The sequence below is a fragment of the Streptococcus sp. SCPM-O-B-15277 (M60) genome (genome assembly GCF_058200335.1).
In genome coordinates this window covers 85,628-108,468 of record NZ_JBYQGR010000006.1, presented here as the reverse complement: position 1 = coordinate 108,468, position 22,841 = coordinate 85,628, and the positions used below count along the sequence as shown (strand labels likewise).

Here is a 22,841-nt window from a genome sequence, read left to right as displayed (position 1 = left end):
CCTTCTTTAGACCTTTATATAGTGAGAAAAAGGCTTCAATTAGATAAAAAATGTAATCTTACAATAATGTAAGATAAAAAGCCTCTTTTGTAAGGTTATGTTATGGCAAGCAAGTTTTCTTTGAGGTAAACTAGACTCATAAAGAAAAAGGAGTAAGAACATGAAAAAATTATTTCAAGAAAAATTTTCAAAAAAACCAAGTCAGAAAGAAATCGAGCGAGTTCAAATCGGCATCGAAATGATGCAAGCTCAGTTTCAATTAATGGGATATTAAAAAGGAGATTATCATGACACTATTAGATGTAAAACACGTACAAAAAATTTATAAAACACGTTTTCAAGGCAACCAAGTAGAAGCCCTCAAGGATATTCACTTTACCATAGAAAAAGGCGACTACGTTGCCATCATGGGTGAATCTGGTTCTGGGAAGTCAACGCTACTCAATATTCTTGCTATGCTTGACAAACCAACTCGTGGTCAAGTCTTTCTAAATGGAACTGACACAGCGACCATTAAAAATTCTGAAGCCTCAAGCTTCCGTCGTGAGAAGTTAGGTTTTGTCTTCCAAGACTTCAATTTGTTAGATACGCTTTCTGTTAAAGACAATATCTTACTCCCTTTGGTATTGTCTAGAAAGCCTATTACAGAAATGATGAAAAAACTGGTGGTAACGGCTGAAAATCTTGGCATCAATCAATTGCAGGAGAAGTACCCTTATGAAATTTCTGGTGGACAAAAACAACGTGTAGCAGTTGCACGCGCCATCATCACAGAACCAGAAATTCTCCTTGCTGACGAGCCAACAGGTGCCCTAGACTCTAAATCATCTGCAGCCCTCCTTGATATCTTTGATCAGATCAATGAACAAGGGCAGACCATTCTCATGGTAACCCACTCAACAGCTGCGGCCAGCCGTGCTAAACGTGTCCTTTTCATCAAGGATGGCATTCTCTATAATCAAATCTACCGTGGTGAAAAGACGGATCGTCAGATGTTCCAAGAAATCTCTGACACCTTGACTGTTATGGCAAGTGAGGTGAACTAGTATGTTTCGATTAACCAATAAGTTGGCCATATCCAACTTAATCAAAAACCGCAAACTCTATTATCCGTTTGCTTTGTCTGTCATTTTGGCAGTCACTATTAGCTATCTCTTTTACTCTCTAGCCTTTAATCCTAAAATTGTGGATTTACGTGGTGCATCTGCTATACAATTTACCCTACAACTAGGGCTTGTTGTTGTGACACTTGCATCTGCCATTATCGTTCTTTATGCCAACAGCTTTGTCATGAAAAACCGTTCCAAAGAACTGGGTGTCTATGGTATGTTGGGACTAGAAAAGCGCCATTTAATTGGTATGACCTTTAAGGAACTCTTGATATTTGGGCTAGTAACAGTCACTGCCGGGATTGGAATTGGTGCCCTCTTTGACAATCTCATCTTTGCTTTATTGCTCAAACTTGCAAAGATGAAGGTAGAGTTAGTTGCAACTTTCCAATGGTCCGTAGTGCTTTCAATACTTCTGGTATTCGGTTTTATCTTTTTAGTCATCGTTTTCCTGAACGCTGTACGCATTATTCGTATGGATGCTCTCCAGCTTTCTAGAGAAAAAGCGAAGGGTGAGAAGAAGGGGCGTTTCCTAGTTCTTCAGACACTTGTAGGGCTAATTACTCTAGGTGGTGGCTACTACCTAGCACAAAGCGTAAAAGATCCAGTTTCAGCGGTCTTAACTTTCTTCATAGCAGTTATGTTGGTCATTTTTGCAACCTACCTCCTATTCAATGCAGGTATTACAGTTTTCTTGCAGTTGCTCAAGAGAAACAAGAGATATTACTACCAACCAAATAACCTCATCTCTGTTTCTAACCTTATCTTCCGTATGAAGAAAAATGCTGTCGGTTTAGCAACCATTGCCATCCTTTCAACCATGGTTTTGGTTACTATGTCTGCAGCTACTAGTATCTACAACGGATCTGAGAATATGAAAAAACTTATGTATCCTCACGATTTTGATGTTAAGGGACAAAATGTAGAAGTTGAAGATTTAGACAAGCTTTTGACGCAATATGCCAGTGAAAAGAACCTAACCATCAGCAATAAGGACGTCCTCGGTTATGCCAGTTTCGGTCTTTCTAGTCAAGATGGGACCAAGTTAACCACCTTTGAAAAAGGGCAGAATAGTGTTATGCCCAAGACGGTCTTCTTAGTTTTTGATCAAAAAGATTATGAAAAAATGACTGGACAAAAGCTAAACCTTACTGGTAATGAAGTAGGACTTTGGGCTCGAAATGATCAACTTAAAGGTCAGAAAGCATTTAGTCTGAACAATCAGAACTATACGATCAAGCAAGAAATCCAGCAAGATTTTGTCATCAATCATGTTTCAAATCAATATGTTCTCTTGGTATCGGATTATAACTATCTAGTTGTACCAAATCTTCAAAACTTTTTGGAACAGTACCAAGATTCCGCTGTCTACACTCAGTTCTACGGTGGTATGGATGTAACTGCTAGTCAAGAGGAACAGTTAAAGCTAACTGATGATTTTGATGCGTATGTGAACAATTTTAGTCATAATCTCAAGAGTGAAGATGCTATGGTTTATAATGGAACTACTAGAGGTGATGCAATTGCTGAAATGAACGCTCTCTTTGGTGGAATTCTCTTTATCGGTATTTTCCTCTCTATCATCTTTATGGTAGGTACAGTTCTTGTTATCTACTATAAACAAATCTCAGAAGGTTATGAAGACCGTGAACGCTTTGTGATTCTGCAAAAGGTGGGCTTGGATCAAAAACAAATCAAGCAAACTATTAATAAGCAAGTCTTGACCGTTTTCTTCCTCCCTGTAATCTTCGCCTTTCTCCATCTAGCCTTTGCCTATCATATGTTAAGTTTGATTCTTAAGGTCATTGGGGTAGTAGATACAGCTATGATGTTAAGTGTAACACTTTCTATTTGTGGCATCTTTGCCCTCATCTACGTACTTATCTTTATGATTACTTCAAGAAGCTATCGTAGAATTGTTCAAATCTAGAGACAAATGCATCAAAAAAGCAACAACTGAAACAGTTGTTGTTTTTTATCTAGTGGGATTTTGTCCTAGGTTTTATCTCTTATTTCTCAGCACGAGATTTGTTGGCGATATCAGTAAGGATTGCTGCTACAAACACATTAAACATTAAAACGGTATCTCCTTTCAGAGGAGATATCGTTTTTCTTCTTCGGATAAGGATACAAAAATTTCTTCCTTTCTCTATCTTTTAAATGAATTGATTTCTTCAGAGAAAGACTGTAAAATTTTTGATATAATATGTAGGATGGACTGATGGATATTTAAAAGATCATTTTCAAAAGAATTACAGATGAGAATTAAACATATGTAAGATTGGACAGAAGTCTCTCTACCATCATCCATGCAGAAACAAGATTATATGAAATAAAAGGAGTAACCAATGACTGGAAACTATTCAACACGGGAATTCCGTGAGAAACTATATGATGACCTTCATGTTCGATTAAGAGATACACTGATTTTGATGTGTTCGATTTTTATTGCCTCTATAGGTCTAAATATGAATTCAACAGCTGTCGTTATTGGATCCATGCTGATATCCCCTCTTATGACACCGATTGTTGGACTGGGGTTTGGTTTAGCTATTTTTGATATGCGTTTAATCAAGCAATCTCTAAAGGTTTTATTTATTCATGTATTGGTCAGTTTGCTTGTATCGACTCTGTATTTCTGGATTTCTCCCTTATCTTATGCAAGTAGCCAGTTGATTGCACGAACCTCTCCAACCATTTGGGATGTTCTCATTGCTATTGCGGGTGGAATAGCAGGTGTCATTGGTTCAAGGAAAAAAGAAGCAAACAATATCGTGCCAGGAGTAGCCATTGCAACAGCTCTGATGCCACCTATCTGTACTGCGGGTTATGGCTTAGCTATTGGAAATGTACGATTTTTATTTGGGGCTCTTTATCTTTTTTCGATCAACTGTGTCTTTATCATGCTAACCAACATTGTTGGAACAAGAATTATGATGAAAAAATCTGCCTTAAGTTCATTTAAAGAGCTAAACATTAAAATGAAAATTGGCTTGATATCCTTGATTGTATTATTGGTTCTTCCAGCCAGCTATTCAGCAGTCACTCTGACGATGAATGAAAAACGAAAAGAAGAGATCAAACAGTTCGTAGGAAAAGAGTTCGCCAATTATACGGTCATTAATCAAGTTTACAAGTCAAAGAAAAATGAATTGGTCTTGACGGTTGTTGGAGATCCGATTTCAGAAGAAGAATTAGAAACCATTCGCCAAAAACAAGCCTCTTACGGTATTCAATCTGTTCAATTGAAAGTCAATCAAGTCAATAATTCGACAAAATTAGATAGTGAGATGACCAAGGAATTTTATGAAACCATTGACAAGTATATTGATCAAAAACTATCTAAAAAAGATTCACAAGATGACCTCGCAAAAGAAAATGAAGCAGACAAGGACTGAGGATAGTCATCTTATCTAACTCATGGAAGCAAATCTTGGGAGGCTATCCTATATCCAAAAGTTAATGGATAGAAAGAATTGTTGATGAGGATACTATTTGTGGTAGGTTGACCAATTACGATAGCATGTTGAAATATCAAAAAATTGGTGAAATGGATAGCAAATATCCTTTTTTATCTTGTTCTAAATCCGATTTTTGGATGGAATAACAGATGATAAAGCAAATCATTTCGAAAATACAACAAAAAGACAAACGCCAAAAATGACGTTTGTCTACGTTCTGACCACTCTATTCAGAGTGGTTTTTGTATTTTAATTTTCTAAAAATAACTATCAAGATAGCTGAAGCCACAGCTACAAAAAAGAATACCGACAGTACATTCGGATAAACCGGATATAAATCAGGTGCAAAGAAATAAACAACAATTGACAAAAATAAACCTAAAATTGAACCTAAGAAAATCCCATAAGTTAATTTTGACATATCCTATTCCACCTCTTAAACAACGCTACAAAACCTACACTACTTACGACGTAATTGCTTCATCAACTTGCTAACGTGGTAAAATCTCATCATTTATTATTTATCTATACACCAATTATACTCCTAGAAATCATCTGTGAATAGTCCTTCTTAGCAATTTACCGCTTGTCCGATTCTTTATTTTTCTTAGCATCCTCTACTAGGTACATGATCGGGAGAAGGATAAAGATAAATTGGCTTGTGAGTACAGGGATTAATGCTTGGCCTGTAAAAAAGTTTAAAACCAGGTGCATGACAAGGGCTAATGCATTGACGACGAGCGCTACAATCATTAGGTCTTTTGTAAGTTGGTTTGTGTCTTGTTTTTTGATGTTGATTTTCATGTGAATCGCTCCTTAACTGTATTCCTTGTCTTTATTAAACCACTTTAAGGAGTCGTGCAATAGGCACTTTGGTCATTGATTTGGATTACTAAAGTCATGGCTTGGTTGATTTCGAAGGGACTGCGGATTCTATAATAGCAGTAACGTGTTACGCATTAAATGTGAATTAGTAGGAGTAGCCCGCTTTCGGGTGTACTCCTACTTTGAAGCTTTAAAGGTGCAAGACGAAGGCTTGCACCGGTGCAACGTTACAGCTATTATGTAGAAATCCGCAAAGTTCCTTCGAAATCAACCTTATCAAAAAAACAGCAAACCAAATTGATTTGCTGTTTGTAAATGGCAATGAATTTATGCTTTGGATGGTTTAGATAAGAAGAATAAGTAAACTCCAAAGGCTAATTTAATAAAGGCATCAATATAAGCGATGGTCACGAGGGATGTTTGCGGAGAAAGGTATCCGAATGCTGCGTTAATCACACATGCCAACCCTAGGAAGATCATTGATTTCCCATGAACGAAGTAGTACGGGAAGAAATGAATTCCTGTCGCAAGGAGTGCGCCTAGCCAGATAAGTCTCCAGTTCTCTGATTCAAAAAACGGACCTCCTAAAAGTACTAGCAAAATAAATAAGAGAATCACCGAGTATAACGACACTTTTCGTTGGAAAGGCGTTGAAGGGCCTTCTGAAAACTTATGAAGGACTTTTTTATTCAGATTAATGGAAAAGAAGCTCACCATATACCCGATACTGAAAACCTGCATATTAATGATTTGTTCGCCACCTACAACTGTCGCAAGTGCAATTACGAATGCGACTGCGATGAGCCATAAGCCACACGCCTTTTTGTAGTTAAATTCTAATGTTTCTCCTTTGTTATAACCTAAAAATGACATACGTATTCCTCCAGTTAACTTTGAAACTTTTAACGACATCCTCTATTTTACTCCTGTAAAAAGCGGATGTCGATCCGTCGAACTTTTGTCATGGATTGCCATTACTAAAGTCATGCTCTTTTGATAAAAACTTGCTCGCCAATTGATACACTTGCTGAATTGCTTTAGAATCGAGAGTCCATGTTTCTAATTCAGCCTTTATGAACGCAGGGTACTTCTTGCTAATATCTCGAAGGGCATTGCCAACAGATTTTCGGACATACTCGCTTTCGTCTTCTTTGAGGGCGGCAATTCTTTGGATGGCTTCATGGGGATGTTCTTTAAAATACGGCCGGCTCGTCCAGATTCGTAAGCCTTCTGTGACCGCTCGTCTTGTATTGGAACGCGGATGGGTTAGCCACTCGTCGATGACGGGAAGTGCTTTTTCATAGCTGACTTTTTTACAGTACTCGTCGAACGCCTTCGCTAACACTTCTTTCACTCTCCAGTTATCGTCCTTGGAAACCTCTTCTCTCAAAAAGGTGAGAACTTCCTCTTTCTGTGATAAATAGCCAAAAAGGAAGACTCCGTACATTCGAACCTGATACACCCCAGACTGTGATCGGTTTATTTCTCAACACGAGATTTATTGGCGATATCTGCAAGAATCAATTCTACAAATGCATCTACTGGCATAGTTTCTGTTTCTTTTTGACCATAACGACGGACGTTTACAGCATTCTCGTCCATTTCCTTGTCTCCAACGATCAATTGGTAAGGAATCTTTTGCGTTTGAGAAGCACGAATCTTGAACTGCATTTTTTCATTACGTTCATCCACATCAGCACGAACTCCACGGTCACGGAGTTTCTTCGCTACTTCCCAAGCGTAGTCCACGTGTTTTTCGTTAGATACTGGGATGAGGGTTACTTGGTGTGGTGCCAGCCATGTTGGGAAGGCACCCTTGTAGTTTTCAATCAAGATAGCTGTGAAGCGTTCCATGGTTGAGATAACCCCACGGTGGATCATAACTGGACGGTGCTCTTCACCATCAGCTCCGATGTATTTAAGGTCGAAGCGTTCTGGAAGCAAGAAGTCAAGCTGGATAGTAGAAAGAGTTTCTTCTTTACCAAGGGCAGTCTTAACCTGGATATCCAATTTTGGTCCGTAGAAGGCTGCTTCACCTTCAGCTTCAAAGTAGTCAAGTCCCATGTCATCCATAGCTGATTTCAACATACGTTGAGCATTTTCCCACATTTCATCATTATCAAAGTACTTGTGAGTATCTTTAGGGTCACGATATGATAAACGGAAACGATAGTCAGTCAAGTTGAAATCTTCGTAAACATCGATAATCAATTGAAGCGTACGTTGGAACTCATCTTTGATTTGTTCAGGTGTTACGAAAGTGTGACCGTCATTAAGTGACATTTCACGTACACGTTGAAGCCCTGTAAGAGCACCAGATTTTTCATAGCGGTGCATCATACCGATTTCAGCGATACGGATTGGCAATTCACGGTAAGAGTGAACGTGGTGTTTAAAGACTTCGATATGGTGAGGACAGTTCATTGGACGAAGAACGAATTCTTCACCATCACCCATATCCATAGTTGGGAACATATCTTCACGGTAGTGATCCCAGTGACCAGAAGTTTTGTAAAGTTCTACTGAGGCAATTGGTGGAGTGTAGACGTGTTGGTAACCAGCAGCGATTTCCTTGTCGACGATGTAGCGTTCCAATTCACGACGGATAGTCGCACCATTTGGCAACCAGAATGGAAGACCTTGACCAACTTCTTGAGAAATCATAAAGAGGTCAAGCTCTTTACCAAGTTTACGGTGGTCACGTTCCTTAGCTTCTTCACGCATTTGAAGGTAGTTCTTCAAGTCTTTCTTGTCGAACCAAGCTGTACCGTAGATCCGTTGCATCATAGCGTTGTCGCTATTTCCACGCCAGTAAGCACCTGCTACATTGAGAAGGTGGAAGATTTGGATATGACCAGTTGATGGGACGTGTGGGCCACGGCAAAGGTCTACGTACTCACCTTGACGGTAGATGGTCAAGCCACCTTCGTCTTCTGAGTGTTCTTCAATCAATTCCAATTTGTATGGATCGTTTTTGAAGATTTCACGCGCTTCATCTTTGGTCACTTCTTCACGAATAGATGGGAAGTTTTCTTTCACGATTTTCTTCATTTCTTCTTCGATACGAGGAAGATCTTCGTTAGAGATTTGACCCGCTTCATTGTCAGTATCGTAGTAGAAACCATCTTCGATAGCTGGGCCGACACCCAAGTGAATGTCTGGGAAAAGGCGACGAGCGGCTTGGGCAAATAAGTGTGCAGCTGAGTGACGCAAGATTGGAAGGGCATCTTCGTGATCAGGTGTCACGATTTCGATGCTTCCATCTTCAGTGATAGCACGAGTAGTGTCGATGAGTTTGCCGTTGAATTTACCAGCAAGAGCTTTTTTAGCTAGGGAATTGCTGATAGATTGGGCAATTTCAAAAGTTGTAACGCCAGATTCGAATTCACGAACAGCGCCATCTGGGAAAATAATTTGAATCATGATTTTCTCCTTATATTAGTTCTCCATTATTTCTATAGCAGAAGTGTTTCCCTATTTTGCAGTCTTAAATCAAGAAAAACAAAAAGCGACCTCCTCAAAAGGACGTCGCAACGTGGTTCCACCTTCATTTATGTTCCTCGAAAAAGAGGGACACCTCTGATTGGCTCTAACGTGGCCACCGTTTTATGTTTGCATAAAAGTCAGTAGAGTAGTATCAGTATAGTCTTCCTATGCGTTCTCAGCAACCACGCACTCTCTGGTAGAAAGGGGCTAAGTGACTTGTCTCTATGCATTATTATAGCATGATTGTGAGATTTTTCAAGGATTTTGTGAAAGTTTTTTGTTTTTCAGTTTTTGCATTAGATACCTGATAGCGGCACCAATAACTGTACCTAGTAGAATAAGAATTTCATAGGCTAGGAAATAAACAATGATAAATTCTCTGAAAGGAATGATAGTAAAGCCATAGAGTAAGCAACTACCTAAAAGCCAATGCAGTGAAAAACCAAAACGGTAGCTATAAAGAAGTGAAACTATAAAAACTACAATGGGCGAAATGATGAATATATTTAGAAGATAGAGGCCTGTTAAATCAGGATTCGATGATAGTAGTATAAATAATCCATAAAGTGGACAATAAAAGAAAAATACGACCAGATAGTAGGGGAGATATTTGAAGAATTTACGCATAATCAATCACCTCGTTATAAAACTATCAACTTAGATGTCCTTCCTATAACTATTATAGCATATTTAAGACTTGGATAGTAAATCAGTTGACAAAGATGATTGTTCTTGATAGAATAGGAAATGTCGTAAAGACAAATAACTTCTTCTTGGTTACAGGCATGCCAACCTGTCACTCGGATGAAGCCAAATAAAAAGGAGAAACATCATGGCAATCTCAAAAGAGAAAAAAAATGAAATTATTGCACAATATGCACGTCACGAAGGTGATACAGGTTCAGTAGAGGTTCAAGTTGCTGTCCTTACTTGGGAAATCAACCACCTTAACGAACACATCAAACAACATAAAAAAGACCACGCTACTTACCGTGGATTGATGAAGAAAATCGGTCGCCGTCGTAACTTGCTTGCATACTTGCGTAAAAACGACGTTAACCGTTACCGTGAGTTGATCAACTCTCTAGGACTTCGTCGTTAATCTGCTTTATTTTTCTCTTACATTGCGTTGTCACCTTACCTCGATATACTCAAGTATAATCTTCGGTTACGGTTCCTAGCACTGTAAGGTAAAATAAACCAGAATGATCTCCCTTCGGGGAGATTTTTTGTTTCACTAACATTTTTGTACAATCTTCGGCTTGGCGCCTAGTCTATAAACGTTTTATCCAGCAAGAATAAAGCTCTCTGATTTCAGAGGGCTTTTTGTTTTTGCCAAGTGCTTAGGTCGTGTTCAATTGAGCATATCTTGAGAATTAGGCTACTCTAGTTGAGTAGCTTTTTTGTTTTTGTCACCTTACCTGGGTATACGCAAGTACAATCTTCGGCTTCGGTTCCTAGCATCGTAAGGTAAAATAAAGCAGAAAGCTCTCCCTTCGGGGAGATTTTTTTGTTCACTAGGATTTTAGCCCGAGCTCAAATTGGCTCTCTGACTTCAGAGGGCTTTTTTTGTGTGCATTTTTCTAGTCTTGTTCCTGATTTAGAAATGTGGTATACTAATTATGAAAATTGTCTAAATTTTTAATTTTTATTAAGGGAGGGTTTCATGCTTTCCAAATTTTCTGGAAGCCATCAAAACCTGCGATATGTTTTTCTCCTAGCTATGTTGCTCGGAGCTTTGGGTATTTCTTTGTTTCTGGCAGTTTCTATGGGTTCTGTTCAAATCAGCTTGAGTGATACCTATCGAATCATTTTGAGCAAGTTAGGTGCTCCTTTTGATATAGGAGAAATCTCAAAGTCTATGCTTGCTATTGTTTGGAATATGAGATTGCCACGGGTTTTTCTTGCTTTGATTGTTGGTGCAGGCCTATCTATGTGTGGTAGTGTCATGCAGTCAACAGTCAATAATCCAATCGCAGAGCCCTATGTGTTAGGAATTTCTGCTGGGGCAACCTTTGGTGCGACTTTGAGTATCATTCTTGGGTTTAAGGTCATGATTGGTCTCGGATCTTTCCTTGGAGCGCTTGTGGCAACAGTTGCAGTCTTACTCATTGCTTCCATGCAAGGAAAAATGACAACTTCTAGCCTCATTTTATCAGGAACGGTGGTCAATGCACTCTTTTTGGCTTTTTCAAATTTTATTATCTCAATTGGCGCTAATGCTGACAGTGTCATGACCATCAAGTTTTGGACCATGGGTTCTTTAGCGGGAACCTCTTGGGGACACTTAACCTTGCCAACTATCATCGTAGGAATCGCTTTTTTATTTTTCTCTACACAATATCGTGTTTTCAATGCCATGATGATGGGAGATGAGGCGGCTTTGACTTTGGGAATTCCCTTGCGTTTTTACTGGTATCTCTATGTGACGATTGTAGCTGTGATGACGGCAGTCCTAGTTTCGACTTGTGGGATCATCGGTTTTGTCGGTTTGATTACACCGCATTTGGCTCGAAGTTTGGTTGGTACAAATTATAAAAGGCTTTTTCCGATTGCAACATTACTAGGCGCCCTCTTTGTCGTCTGGGCAGATGTCTTTGCTCGCGTTCTGATTCAAAATGCTGAACTACCGATTGGAATTTTCACGGCCCTAGTAGGAGCACCTTTCTTTATCTATATGGTTGCAAGTAGACGAGGGGAGGTGAGAGTCTGATATGGACTTATTGTGTCAGGATATTCACTTTGGAATCGGAGAAAAAAAGATTCTCAAAGGAGTCTCACTTAAACTTGAGGGAAACCAATTTCATACTATTTTGGGACCAAATGGAAGTGGAAAGACCAGCTTGCTGAAACTCTTCTATCGACAGGAAAAGCCGAATCAGGGCTTGATTTCTTTAGATGGGAAGCCTCTAGACCAAATGAGCGTCAAAGAAACGGCAAAGCAGATGGCAGTTATCACGCAGTTTAATCAACTCCAGTTTGATTGTACGGTTGAGGAGATTGTCATGCTGGGCAGAACTCCTCATCTCGCTTTCTTGCAAAAGGAAAAAGACAGAGACTTTGCCTTGGTTGAGGATGCCTTGGTCAAGGTGGATATATTCGAAAAGAGAAATCAACTCTACTCTTCTCTGTCAGGAGGAGAGAAGCAGCGGGTTCTGTTAGCACGCGCCTTGGCCCAAGAGCCGACCCTCTTGCTCTTAGATGAACCAACCAATCATTTGGATATCAAGTATCAGCTAGACTTATTGACCATTGTCAAAAATCTTCAGATCAATGTGCTAGCTGTCTTGCATGATATTCAGCTAGCTTGTCGCTATTCAGACTATCTCTACCTAATGAAAGAAGGGGAGATTGTTTACCAAGGTACTCCAAAGGAGACCATCACACCCGAGTCTTTGCAGGCTGTCTATGGCGTTCAAAGTAAGGTCACTTGGACAGAAGATCAGCAAGCCATGATTCACTATTTATAAAAATTAAAAAGGAAAATAAAAACATGAAAAAAACACTTAGTATTTTACTTGTAACAGTAGCTACCTTATCTTTGGCAGCTTGTGGTAACGCATCTAAAGAAACAGCAACGGCACCGGCTACAACAGAAGCTAGTCAAAAAGCTACTACAGAAACCAGCTATCCTGTAACTATCAAAACTTATGATGCTAAAGGAAACGAAGTCGATCAAGTCTTTGAAAAGGCACCTGAAAAGGTCATCACAAACAACCTCTCAACAACTGAAATCCTGCTTGAACTCGGTTTGCAAGATAAAATTGCCGGTATGCTCAATCCCGATAATGCTGTAACTGGTAAATACAAGGATGCTATTGAAGCCATCCCTCACATTGGTGATAAAAAATCTGTCTCACAAGAAACAGTTCTTTCTTATGAACCAGATGCCTTGATGGGACGCAACATGATGTTTTCTGAAAAGTCAATGGGAACCATTAGTGCTTGGAATGAAAACAAAATCCCTGTTTATACGCAAAAAGCTTCACTTTCAACTATCCAACAAGATCTAGGGAATATCGTAGAAGATGTGAAGAATCTTGGTACGATCTTCAATGTCCAAGACAAGGCCAACCAATACGCAGAGCAATTACAAGCTAAAATCGATGCGGTTAAAAAAGCCAACTCAGAAACACAAGGTGAAAAGAAAAAGGCTTTGATTATGGTAGCCTACAATGACGAAACCTTTGGTGCCTACAAGTCAGCCCTACAAGAAAGCTTGCTCAACCAACTTGGTTATACCAATGTTGCAACAGGAACATCTGGTTTGACCTTGGAAAATCTAGTCTCTATGGATCCAGAGTTGATTATCTATGTAACTAGTGACCGCAATCAAAAGTTAGATGAAAAAGCAGTGGATTTGATGAAGGCAAATGCTGTTTTGGAAAATGTACCAGCAATCAAGAATCAAAAAATCATGACCATCTCTTACGATGAGTTGATGGATTACGGTCCTGCAGTGATTGATTCCCTTGAGAAGATCAATGACTTTATCAAGAAATAAGGAGTTTAACTGGGAAGGGATTCGAGTTAGGGTCAGTCTTCCTTCAAACTATGATCCTCAACAAGTATATCCACTTGTGCTTTTAAATGATGGACAATTGGACTATTTGTCAGATCTATCCCAATCAGTGATTTTGGTGGGTTTGATTCCAGAAAATCGTCTAGATGACTTTACACCTTGGCAGTCTGATGCTTTGAAAGAAGGGGCACCAGACTTTGGTGGGAAGGTAGACCAATACCATCAGAAGCTATTTCAAGGGATTCTAACAACTCTTCAAAAGGACTACTTGATTGATGAAAGTAGAATTGCTTATGGTGGCTATTCACTGGGTGGTCTTGCTGCCGTCTATAGTCTCTATAGTAGTTATCTTCCTGCGACCTGTATCTTTTCTATCTGTGGTTCCTTCTGGTATCCTGAATTTACAGAATATTGTGGGGAACATGACTTGATACAGAATCAAAGCCTGATTTATTTGCAAAATGGTCAGACAGAAGGTGCCAATCATTCCAATCGTCTGTCTAAGGCTCCTATTTATGCCAGAGATCTACATGATCTGATTTCAGAGAAAGTCCCTTCGACTTATTGCACATTTGATGCTTATGGGCATCATGAAGCTCTTAAGGAACGTTATCACTATTTTTGTGATTGGCTGAGAGACGAGTGGAAGCTCAATTAATCCTATAACACTCCTTGTTCATCATAACTAGGAGTGTTTCTTATGTATGCTTGGTTGTTAAAATGTTCATGGTATTATTCTTGACGGAAATCCATCCCCTGTAATAGACTAAATTATGGTATAATGAGTAGATAGATAGAATCGAGGAAATTATGTCATTTACACAATTTAAATTTAAAAAATATATAGAAAAAGCCTTGGAGGAGTTGAAATTTACGACTCCTACCGAGGTTCAGGAAAAGTTGATTCCTATTGTCCTGGCAGGTCGTGACTTGGTTGGTGAATCAAAAACAGGTTCAGGTAAGACTCATACTTTCTTGTTACCGATTTTCCAACAGTTGGATGAAGAGAGCGATAGCGTGCAGGCAGTTATCACAGCTCCAAGTCGTGAATTAGCGACTCAGATTTACCAAGCTGCTCGTCAGATCGCAGCTCATTCAGATGTTGAGATTCGTGTTGTGAACTATGTTGGTGGTACAGACAAGGCACGTCAGATTGACAAATTAGCAAGTAATCAACCCCATATCGTTATCGGAACTCCAGGTCGTATCTATGATTTGGTAAAATCAGGTGATTTGGCTATCCACAAGGCTAAGATTTTTGTTGTCGATGAAGCAGATATGACCTTGGATATGGGATTCTTGGAAACAGTTGATAAGATTGCAGGAAGTCTTCCTAAGGACTTGCAGTTTATGGTCTTTTCAGCGACTATCCCACAAAAATTACAACCATTCTTGAAGAAATACTTGTCCAATCCTGTCATGGAGAAAATCAAGACCAAAACGGTTATCTCAGACACTATTGACAACTGGTTGATTTCGACCAAGGGCCGTGATAAGAATGCTCAGATTTATGAGTTAACTCAAGTCATGCAGCCTTATCTAGCCATGATTTTTGTCAATACCAAGACTCGTGCAGATGAGTTGCATACATACCTAACAGCCCAAGGTTTGAAGGTGGCTAAGATTCATGGAGATATCGCACCTCGTGAACGCAAACGTATCATGAATCAGGTAAAGAACCTTGATTTTGAGTACATCGTTGCGACTGACTTGGCTGCGCGTGGGATTGACATCGAAGGTGTCAGCCATGTTATCAATGATGCTATCCCACAGGACTTGTCTTTCTTTGTCCACCGTGTTGGACGAACTGGACGTAATGGTCTGCCAGGTACAGCCATTACCCTCTACCAGCCTAGTGATGACTCAGATATTCGTGAGTTGGAGAAATTGGGTATCAAGTTTACTCCGAAAGTCGTCAAAGATGGAGAATTCCAAGATACCTATGATCGTGATCGCCGTGCTAATCGTGAGAAGAAACAGGAAAAACTGGACATCGAAATGATTGGCTTGGTTAAAAAGAAAAAGAAAAAAGTTAAACCAGGCTATAAGAAAAAAATTAAATGGGCAGTAGATGAAAAACGTCGCAAGGCTAAGCGAGCAGAAAGTCGTGCCCGTGGACGTGCAGAGCGCAAAGCTAAACGCCAAACATTTTAAAAATAAAACAGTAGAACCAAGTGGTTTTACTGTTTTTTTTGACTCTTACAGCCTAAGATAGTATAAGTAAAAATCGCTAATTAATTTGAATAGCAAAAAAAAATGTCATAGAGACTGATGCTATAGGATTTTTAATCAATATTTTGATTCCAGAAAATATTTGAAAACATTCTTAATTTATGTTATTCTAAAAAAAAAACAGATTTTAAAAAAATATTAAATCTGTTAAAGAAAAGAGGTCATTATGGCAAAAGGAATGTTTAAGCAAGAACGTTTTTCGTTTCGTAAAATGAAAGTTGGATTGGCATCTGTGGCTATCCTCTTTGCTTTTGCACAACTTGGACAAGTTTCTGCTGATGAAACTAGTAAAGTTTCGTCAAGTGAAATTACTAAGGTAACTGAGGCACCAAAAGTAGTTGAAGAAGTCAAATCGCCTATTGAGGAGGCTAAAGCAGAAATTGCAACTGAAAAATCAAGACCTATTGTCAAAGAAACTGAAGCAAAAGCTGGAGATTTGATTGATGTCTCAAAGAAAGAATCTGCTGTCGAAGTAAAAGAAAAGCAAGAAGGCAATCAGAAAGTCCATATTGAAACCTCTGTGGCTGAGGTAACTAAAACTGAAATTGCTCCAGAAAAAGTGGAAAAGCTTCCAGAACCTGTAACTACGACAAAAGAGAATACTGTAGCTGCTAAGGATAAAGATGGAAATTCTTATACTCAGTACGAACGAGTAGACAAGACAACAACTGTGGAAATAACTAAAACACCACCAACTGTTAAAAAAGCAGGAGAAGCAGATATTGTTTTTGTTGTTGACCGTTCAGGATCTATGTCTTCAACGATTAATACTGTTCGTAAAAATGTCAATGAGTTTGCAAGAAATCTTGCCAAAGATGGAGTAGCGGCACGTTTTGGATTAGCTACATATAGTGATGAAGTATACGGACGTCGATTAGGAAAAACTGACGAAGATACAATTCTAACGAAATTTGGTGAGACTTATTTTACAACAGATCCAGTTGAACTTGAAAAAGCTTTAGAAAAAATTAAGATTGCACATGGGGGAGATTCTCCTGAAACAGCAACTCCTGCTCTTACAAAGATTGTTTCTGCTTACGACTGGTCTAAGTCACCAAAAAATAAAAAGTTTGTGGTGTTGTTAACAGATGCTAGGATGAAAGAAGATCCGTCAATTCCATCTATCGCTGAGACATTAACAACTCTGAAAAAAGCTGGTATTGATAGAATTGTAGCGACAACCTTGTATAATCAACGAAACTATAAAGATTTTGTGTCTGAGGGACGTTTAATGGATATTGATCGTAACTTGGCTGACTCTTTAACTAAGGATGCAGCTTCATGGATTGTGGAAACAGTCAGTGAGGGACGTCAGTACAAGGTAACAAAAGACAGCTACCAACTCTACTTAGAACGTCGTACAACTGTGCCAGTTTTGGAGCAGAAAGCAACTCCTAAACCAGAACCTACTGCTTACAAACCAGCACCAGCTAAACTTCCTGAAACAGGAAGCAATGATACAAGAAATCAAAGTCTCATGGGACTTGGTCTATTGTTCGCTGGACTTGGATTGGTTACAAGCGCTAGAAAATCAAAAGAACAGTAAGATAAATTAATAAAAATAAAACACCTGAATTAGAGCTATATAGGCTTTATCAGGTGTTTTTTTGATTCCGTAATTAAGATTTTGGGTGCTAAATTGGTGCTAATAGAAAAATAAAAACGCTGAAATCATTGATTCCAAGCGTTTTTTTGAATAACTTACTCTACTCCCACTCAACGGTTGCAGGTGGTTTACTTGTGATATCGTAGACGATGCGGTTAACGTGGTCAACTTCGTTTACGATACGAACTGAGATTTTTTGGAGAACTTCCCAAGGAATCTTAGCGAAGTCAGCTGTCATACCATCGATCGAAGTGATAGCACGGATAGCGATGGTATAGTCGTAAGTACGTCCATCTCCCATAACACCTACTGAACGAACGCCAGTGTTAACAGTGAAGTATTGCCAGATGTCGCGGTCAAGACCTGCTTTAGCGATTTCTTCACGAAGGATAGCATCTGATTCACGAACTGTTTCAAGTTTTTCTTCAGTGATTTCACCCATGACACGGATGGCAAGACCTGGACCTGGGAATGGTTGGCGCCATACGATATTATCTGGCATACCAAGCTCAGTACCGAGGGCACGAACTTCATCTTTGTAAAGAGTGTTAAGTGGCTCGATGAGTTCAAACTGCATGTCTTCTGGAAGTCCACCAACGTTGTGGTGAGACTTGATTGTTTGAGCGGTATCTGTACCTGACTCTATAACGTCTGTATAAAGAGTACCTTGAGCAAGGAATTTCACATCTTTTAGTTTACTTGCTTCGTCATCAAAGACATAAACAAACTCGTTACCGATAATCTTACGTTTTTGTTCTGGATCAGACACACCAGCCAATTTATCAAGGAAACGTTTGGCAGCGTCTGCTTTGACAATGTTCAAACCAAACTTACCACCAAGCATATCCATAACTTGGTCAGCTTCCCCTTTACGGAGAAGACCGTGGTCTACAAAGATACAGATCAATTGATCGCCGATGGCTTTTTGGAGAAGAACCCCAACAACAGAAGAGTCAACACCACCTGAAAGAGCAAGGAGAACACGTTTGTCTCCAACCTTTTCACGGATTTGTTTGATTTGCATCTCGATAAAGTTATCCATAGTCCAGTCACCTTTGGCACCACAGATATTCAAGGCAAAGTTACGAAGGATATCATAGCCGTGAACTGAATGACGAACCTCTGGATGGAATTGGATACCATAGATTTTCTTGTCTGGATTTTCGATTGATGCATAAGGACAGTCAGCTGATGTACCAGTACGAATGAAATCAGCAGGAATTTCTGTAACAGCATCTCCGTGGCTCATCAAGACAAGTTGTTCTTCTGGAGTTCCAGCAAAAAGAGCAGATTCTGTGTGAGTCAATGTTGATTGACCGTATTCACGGGTACCAGCATCGCCTGCAGGAACAACCTTACCACCAAGCTTGTGAGTCAAAAGCTGCATACCATAGCAGATTCCTAAAATTGGAATTCCCAGTTCGAAAATTTCTGGATCAATATCAAACGATCCTTCTTCGTAAACAGAGTTTGGACCACCTGAAAGTACAATCCCGATAGGATTGATAGCACGGACTTCGTCAGCCGAAATCTTGTGACTTTTTAGTTCTGAAAAGACACCAATCTCGCGAATTCGACGGGAGATAAGTTGGTTATACTGGCTTCCGTAGTCCAGTACGATGATCTTTTCGACATCTTGCAAATCAGTTGAAATGTTGGTCATCTTTTCCCTTTCTTAAAAGAAATATCTTCTTGAATATTCTATCATAAATGAATCGTAATTACCAACTAAACAAGTGATGTTTGACTTTTACATATGAGATACGGTACAATGGAAAAAATAAAGAAAAGAAGTGAGCAAGCATGTTACCAGCTTATATGAAAATCCATGACCAAATCAAAAAAGACATTGATGAGGGAAATTGGAAAATTGGAGAGAGACTTCCTAGCGAGCGAGATCTAGCTGAGGAATTTGCCGTTAGCCGCATGACCCTGCGTCAAGCAATCTCTCTTTTGGTTGAAGAAGGGGTTTTGGAACGGCGTGTTGGTAGTGGGACCTTCGTTTCAAGTACACGAGTTCAGGAAAGAATGCGTGGAACAACTAGTTTTACGGAAATTGTTAAAGCTCAAGGGAAAACGCCATCTAGTCATCTGATTTCCTACCGTCGTACGATTCCAAATGAGCAAGAAGTGGATAAACTAGGTATACTGCCAACTGAAAATATTATTCGTATGGAACGTGTTCGTTATGCGGACAAGGTTCCTGTTGTCTATGAAGTGGCATCGATTCCTGAGAAATTTATCAAGAATTTCAAAAAAGAAGAAGTAACCAAGCACTTTTTCCAAACTTTACAGAAACATGGTTATCGAATTGGGAAATCGCACCAGACCATTTATGCTCGCTTAGCCAAGGAAAAAATTGCTCATTATCTGGAAGTAGAAAAAGGGCATGCCATTTTAGGTCTGACTCAAGTTTCCTACTTTGATGACGGGACAGCTTTTGAGTATGTGAAAAGCCAATATGTTGGGGAACGTTTTGAATTTTATCTAGAAAATAATTAGTTTATAACATCACTCTTAAAGTAGAAACTCATCTACTTTAAGAGTTTTTATTTGCTTCAGATTAGAAAACATTTTCCTATGAAGAAAAATAGCAATCATACGAGTATTTTTCAAAGATTCGTGTTATAATAGTTAGGTTATATGGTCCCGATAAGGTGGTGGGATTGATTGTAAATACTCTTCCTACCAGTTCTTTGTAACTCTATAACGAATATTTTTTAAGGGGGGACATTTTTATGTCAGAACGTAAATTATTCACGTCTGAATCTGTATCTGAGGGGCATCCGGATAAGATTGCAGACCAAATTTCAGATGCCATCTTGGATGCTATTTTAGAGCAAGATCCAGAGGCGCACGTGGCTGCTGAAACTGCTGTTTATACAGGTTCAGTCCATGTCTTCGGTGAAATTTCAACAAATGCTTATGTCGATATTAACCGAGTGGTTCGTGATACTATTGCAGAGATTGGTTATACCAATACTGAGTATGGTTTTTCTGCGGAGACGGTTGGAGTTCACCCATCTTTGGTAGAACAATCTCCTGATATCGCCCAAGGTGTTAATGAAGCCTTGGAAGTTCGTGGAAACGCAGATCAAGATCCACTAGACTTGATTGGAGCAGGTGACCAAGGTCTCATGTTTGGTTTTGCGGTGGATGAAACAGAAGAACTCATGCCATTGCCAATTTCACTCAGTCACAAACTGGTTCGTCGCTTGGCAGAGCTTCGTAAGTATGGTGAAATCAGCTATCTTCGTCCAGATGCCAAATCTCAAGTTACGGTTGAGTATGATGAAAATGACCAGCCAGTGCGCGTGGATACTGTCGTTATTTCAACTCAACACGATCCAGAAGTCAGCAATGAACAAATCCATGAGGATGTAATCAACAAGGTCATCAAAGAAGTGATTCCAGCTTCGTACCTTGACGATGAGACTAAATTCTTCATCAATCCAACTGGTCGTTTCGTTATCGGAGGACCTCAAGGAGACTCAGGTTTGACGGGTCGTAAGATCATCGTAGATACTTATGGTGGTTACTCACGTCACGGTGGTGGTGCCTTCTCTGGTAAGGATGCCACTAAGGTTGACCGTTCCGCTTCTTATGCAGCTCGCTACATTGCTAAAAACATTGTTGCTGCAGGTCTTGCTAAGAAAGCAGAAGTGCAATTGGCCTACGCGATTGGGGTAGCTCAACCTGTATCTGTCCGTATCGATACTTTCGGTACTGGAACAGTAGCTGAAAGTAAACTTGAAAAAGCAGCGCGTCAAATCTTTGACCTTCGTCCTGCAGGAATCATCCAAATGCTTGACCTCAAACGTCCAATCTACCGTCAAACAGCGGCTTATGGACATATGGGACGTACAGATATTGATCTTCCATGGGAACGCTTGGACAAGGTAGAAGCCTTGAAAGAAGCAGTTAAATAAAATCAAAAAAGATTGGTGTAATGACCAATCTTTTTTAGTTTACAATTACTGATCCAGTATTTTTACAAAAGCCCAGTTTCCAATAGATTTTGTTCCGTATTCTAACATCATCGAATCTAGTAATTCATACTTGTTTTTTTCATAGAAGCAAACATTTTTTTCAGTACTAGTAATCAAGCCCAAGCGTTTGCAGCCTTTGGATTTCAGATAAGGTTCAACGCCTTCTTGTAGAAAAGCACTCCCGATTCCTTGGTTTTGGACTGAAGCATTGACTCCTAACATCATCAAATACCAGTCAAAATTTCCTGATCTTTTCAAATGCTCTTCGGAACGTTCCACCAAATCAAGATATTTCAAGAGATTGCGTGGAGTAATAAAACGGAAAAGCTTGACAATCCCATTCAACAAATAAGATAAGATGGAAAAATCCTTTTGTTGTAGAAGTGCGATAGCCAGAATTTTCCCGTCTCGTTCAGCGACTAGACAGGTCTCTCCTTTGATGTAGAGTCTGGTCAAAAGGCTATACAGCAATTCTAAGAATGCTGGGTAATATTCTGGTTTCTTTAAATCATCTTTGATAAGAGTCATGAAAGGGTAGTTCATAAAGGATCCAGCCAATACTTTCCCGATTTTTTGGTGTTCATCTAGCCTGGCTTCTCTATATACTATTTCTTTCATATCATACTCCTTCATTAAAATCTCTCTATCTATTATAACTAAATTTCTCTCATTTTTCGATTAAAATGTGAAATATTCACAAAAAAGCTTTAGCTACAATAATTTATTTAAAGAAATAAACAAGAAAAGGGACTAAAAAACCCCGCAGTTTTAACTGTAGGGGAGATTTATTCTATTTTGTAGGGATTGAAATCTCAATCAATTTATCAGAATAGAGGGTTTTAATATTTGCCTTATCAATAGCCTGTTGATTAATTTTACGACTGAGGAAAAATTCTTTGATTATTTCCATTTCTTTTTCCCGGATTGCCCGATGTTTATTGGAAATGAGGATTTCGTAATGAAGTGGAGCCTGAGTAAAAATAACATCTGTATTTCCCGCAGAATAAACCTCTACAAGCGTTGCGTCGGTGCTTTCTAGCTGACTTTTAACAAGTTGCGAGTGTGAATTTGTAGTATTGATAAGCTTCATAGGGTTTCCTCCTGTATTTCTATGTCTATTATAGCACTTTTTGGGAAATTTGGTAAAGATAGTTTAAATTTGATGTTGTTTTTTCCATGCTTCAACTGCCCATTTATGACTACCACGTTTCAAGTTGGCGATAGCTTCATCGATTGGGAACCAAGCTAGGTGATTGAAGTCCTCGAGAGGTTTTTGGATTTCTTGATAAGAAGTAGCTTCATAGAGATAGGCTGGGTTATAGTAGTACGTATCACGATAGCTAGAATAGAAATACTCATCTGCTTGTCCATAATAGGTGCCAATCTCAGCAGTAAAACCCAACTCTTCAATCAGTTCTCGTTTGAGAGCTTCGAGATGGTTTTCGCCTGCTTCAATCTCCCCACCTGGTAAGAACCATGCACCATTTGGAGCTTGGACGAGGATAATCTTTTCATGGTTTGAATCCGGTATGACTGCATAAACACCATATCGAGTTTTATAGGTTACTCCCTCTTTTTTTTCTCCAAATGTTGGATTTGTCATAAATTTCT

21 protein-coding genes and 2 pseudogenes are annotated in these 22,841 nt (G+C 39.2%); 12 read left to right on the top strand and 11 right to left on the bottom strand.

The annotated features are described in order from the left end of the window. The first annotated feature begins 287 nt into the window (after window positions 1-287). From AC3E9F_RS08080 to AC3E9F_RS08070, 3 genes are all read left to right on the top strand, one after another. Window positions 288-1,046 carry an ABC transporter ATP-binding protein gene (locus AC3E9F_RS08080; RefSeq protein ID WP_263393344.1) on the top strand — a complete coding sequence of 253 codons (759 nt, stop codon included), beginning with the start codon at window positions 288-290 and terminating at the stop codon, window positions 1,044-1,046. Between the two features lies 1 nt (window position 1,047). After that, window positions 1,048-3,039: an ABC transporter permease gene (locus AC3E9F_RS08075; protein WP_263393345.1), complete on the top strand. Its 1,992-nt coding sequence runs from the start codon at window positions 1,048-1,050 to the stop codon at window positions 3,037-3,039. Window positions 3,040-3,457: 418 nt separating this feature from the next. Then, entirely contained in the window at window positions 3,458-4,507 is a 1,050-nt protein-coding gene (locus AC3E9F_RS08070; RefSeq protein ID WP_490672988.1) for a DUF389 domain-containing protein, read from the top strand. A 289-nt stretch (window positions 4,508-4,796) separates the two neighbouring features. Here AC3E9F_RS08070 and AC3E9F_RS08065 read toward each other — a convergent pair whose 3' ends face one another. The 7 genes and pseudogenes from AC3E9F_RS08065 to AC3E9F_RS08035 form a co-directional block, all read right to left on the bottom strand. Continuing rightward, the gene (locus tag AC3E9F_RS08065; protein ID WP_303407027.1) at window positions 4,797-4,991 is read right to left on the bottom strand and encodes a hypothetical protein; all 195 of its coding nucleotides are present in this window, start codon (window positions 4,989-4,991) and stop codon (window positions 4,797-4,799) included. Window positions 4,992-5,149: 158 nt separating this feature from the next. Continuing rightward, window positions 5,150-5,374, bottom strand: coding sequence for a hypothetical protein (locus AC3E9F_RS08060; RefSeq protein ID WP_461684966.1), 225 nt, complete (start codon window positions 5,372-5,374; stop codon window positions 5,150-5,152). A gap of 348 nt (window positions 5,375-5,722) precedes the next feature. Further along, window positions 5,723-6,268 (bottom strand): DUF6609 family protein, encoded by a 546-nt coding sequence (locus AC3E9F_RS08055; RefSeq protein ID WP_303407029.1) that lies wholly within the window; start codon window positions 6,266-6,268, stop codon window positions 5,723-5,725. An 88-nt stretch (window positions 6,269-6,356) separates the two neighbouring features. Then, a pseudogene (locus AC3E9F_RS08050) lies at window positions 6,357-6,866 on the bottom strand (DNA alkylation repair protein); the annotation flags it as partial. An 8-nt stretch (window positions 6,867-6,874) separates the two neighbouring features. Next, entirely contained in the window at window positions 6,875-8,818 is a 1,944-nt protein-coding gene (thrS, locus tag AC3E9F_RS08045; protein ID WP_490672987.1) for a threonine--tRNA ligase, read from the bottom strand. A 69-nt stretch (window positions 8,819-8,887) separates the two neighbouring features. Further along, window positions 8,888-9,015 (bottom strand): annotated as a pseudogene (locus AC3E9F_RS08040) (AAA family ATPase); the annotation flags it as partial. Window positions 9,016-9,136: 121 nt separating this feature from the next. After that, a complete protein-coding gene (locus AC3E9F_RS08035) occupies window positions 9,137-9,508 on the bottom strand; it encodes a hypothetical protein (RefSeq protein ID WP_263393348.1) in 372 nt (123 codons plus the stop codon). 205 nt (window positions 9,509-9,713) lie between these two features. Between AC3E9F_RS08035 and rpsO the strand changes: the two genes are divergently transcribed. From rpsO to AC3E9F_RS08000, 7 genes are all read left to right on the top strand, one after another. Next, window positions 9,714-9,983 (top strand): 30S ribosomal protein S15, encoded by a 270-nt coding sequence (gene rpsO / locus AC3E9F_RS08030; protein WP_001018251.1) that lies wholly within the window; start codon window positions 9,714-9,716, stop codon window positions 9,981-9,983. Between the two features lie 564 nt (window positions 9,984-10,547). Continuing rightward, window positions 10,548-11,594, top strand: a complete 1,047-nt coding sequence (locus AC3E9F_RS08025; RefSeq protein WP_263393349.1) for a FecCD family ABC transporter permease — start codon at window positions 10,548-10,550, stop codon at window positions 11,592-11,594. Window position 11,595: 1 nt separating this feature from the next. Beyond that, window positions 11,596-12,351 (top strand): ABC transporter ATP-binding protein, encoded by a 756-nt coding sequence (locus AC3E9F_RS08020; RefSeq protein ID WP_263393350.1) that lies wholly within the window; start codon window positions 11,596-11,598, stop codon window positions 12,349-12,351. Between the two features lie 23 nt (window positions 12,352-12,374). Beyond that, complete coding sequence (locus AC3E9F_RS08015) at window positions 12,375-13,385, top strand: ABC transporter substrate-binding protein (protein ID WP_263393351.1); 1,011 nt, start codon at window positions 12,375-12,377, stop codon at window positions 13,383-13,385. Further along, complete coding sequence (locus AC3E9F_RS08010; RefSeq protein WP_263393352.1) at window positions 13,366-14,061, top strand: alpha/beta hydrolase-fold protein; 696 nt, start codon at window positions 13,366-13,368, stop codon at window positions 14,059-14,061. Before AC3E9F_RS08015 ends, AC3E9F_RS08010 begins: the two co-directional genes overlap by 20 nt. A 152-nt stretch (window positions 14,062-14,213) precedes the next feature. Next, window positions 14,214-15,557: a DEAD/DEAH box helicase gene (locus AC3E9F_RS08005; protein WP_263393353.1), complete on the top strand. Its 1,344-nt coding sequence runs from the start codon at window positions 14,214-14,216 to the stop codon at window positions 15,555-15,557. A gap of 244 nt (window positions 15,558-15,801) precedes the next feature. After that, complete coding sequence (locus AC3E9F_RS08000) at window positions 15,802-17,181, top strand: VWA domain-containing protein (RefSeq protein WP_263393354.1); 1,380 nt, start codon at window positions 15,802-15,804, stop codon at window positions 17,179-17,181. A 160-nt stretch (window positions 17,182-17,341) separates the two neighbouring features. Here the strand turns inward: AC3E9F_RS08000 and guaA are convergent, their stop codons facing one another. After that, window positions 17,342-18,904, bottom strand: coding sequence for a glutamine-hydrolyzing GMP synthase (gene guaA / locus AC3E9F_RS07995; RefSeq protein ID WP_263393355.1), 1,563 nt, complete (start codon window positions 18,902-18,904; stop codon window positions 17,342-17,344). A 140-nt stretch (window positions 18,905-19,044) separates the two neighbouring features. On the opposite strand from guaA, the gene AC3E9F_RS07990 reads away from it, so the two are divergent. Both AC3E9F_RS07990 and metK read left to right on the top strand, forming a co-directional pair. Next, a complete protein-coding gene (locus tag AC3E9F_RS07990; RefSeq protein WP_263393356.1) occupies window positions 19,045-19,743 on the top strand; it encodes a GntR family transcriptional regulator in 699 nt (232 codons plus the stop codon). Between the two features lie 236 nt (window positions 19,744-19,979). After that, window positions 19,980-21,170: a methionine adenosyltransferase gene (gene metK / locus AC3E9F_RS07985; RefSeq protein WP_263393357.1), complete on the top strand. Its 1,191-nt coding sequence runs from the start codon at window positions 19,980-19,982 to the stop codon at window positions 21,168-21,170. Window positions 21,171-21,215: 45 nt separating this feature from the next. Here the strand turns inward: metK and AC3E9F_RS07980 are convergent, their stop codons facing one another. The 3 genes from AC3E9F_RS07980 to AC3E9F_RS07970 form a co-directional block, all read right to left on the bottom strand. After that, entirely contained in the window at window positions 21,216-21,848 is a 633-nt protein-coding gene (locus tag AC3E9F_RS07980; protein ID WP_263393358.1) for a GNAT family N-acetyltransferase, read from the bottom strand. A 172-nt stretch (window positions 21,849-22,020) separates the two neighbouring features. After that, complete coding sequence (locus AC3E9F_RS07975) at window positions 22,021-22,320, bottom strand: DUF1827 family protein (RefSeq protein WP_004253819.1); 300 nt, start codon at window positions 22,318-22,320, stop codon at window positions 22,021-22,023. A 63-nt stretch (window positions 22,321-22,383) separates the two neighbouring features. Next, complete coding sequence (locus tag AC3E9F_RS07970; RefSeq protein WP_263393359.1) at window positions 22,384-22,833, bottom strand: NUDIX hydrolase; 450 nt, start codon at window positions 22,831-22,833, stop codon at window positions 22,384-22,386. Window positions 22,834-22,841: the final 8 nt, after the last annotated feature.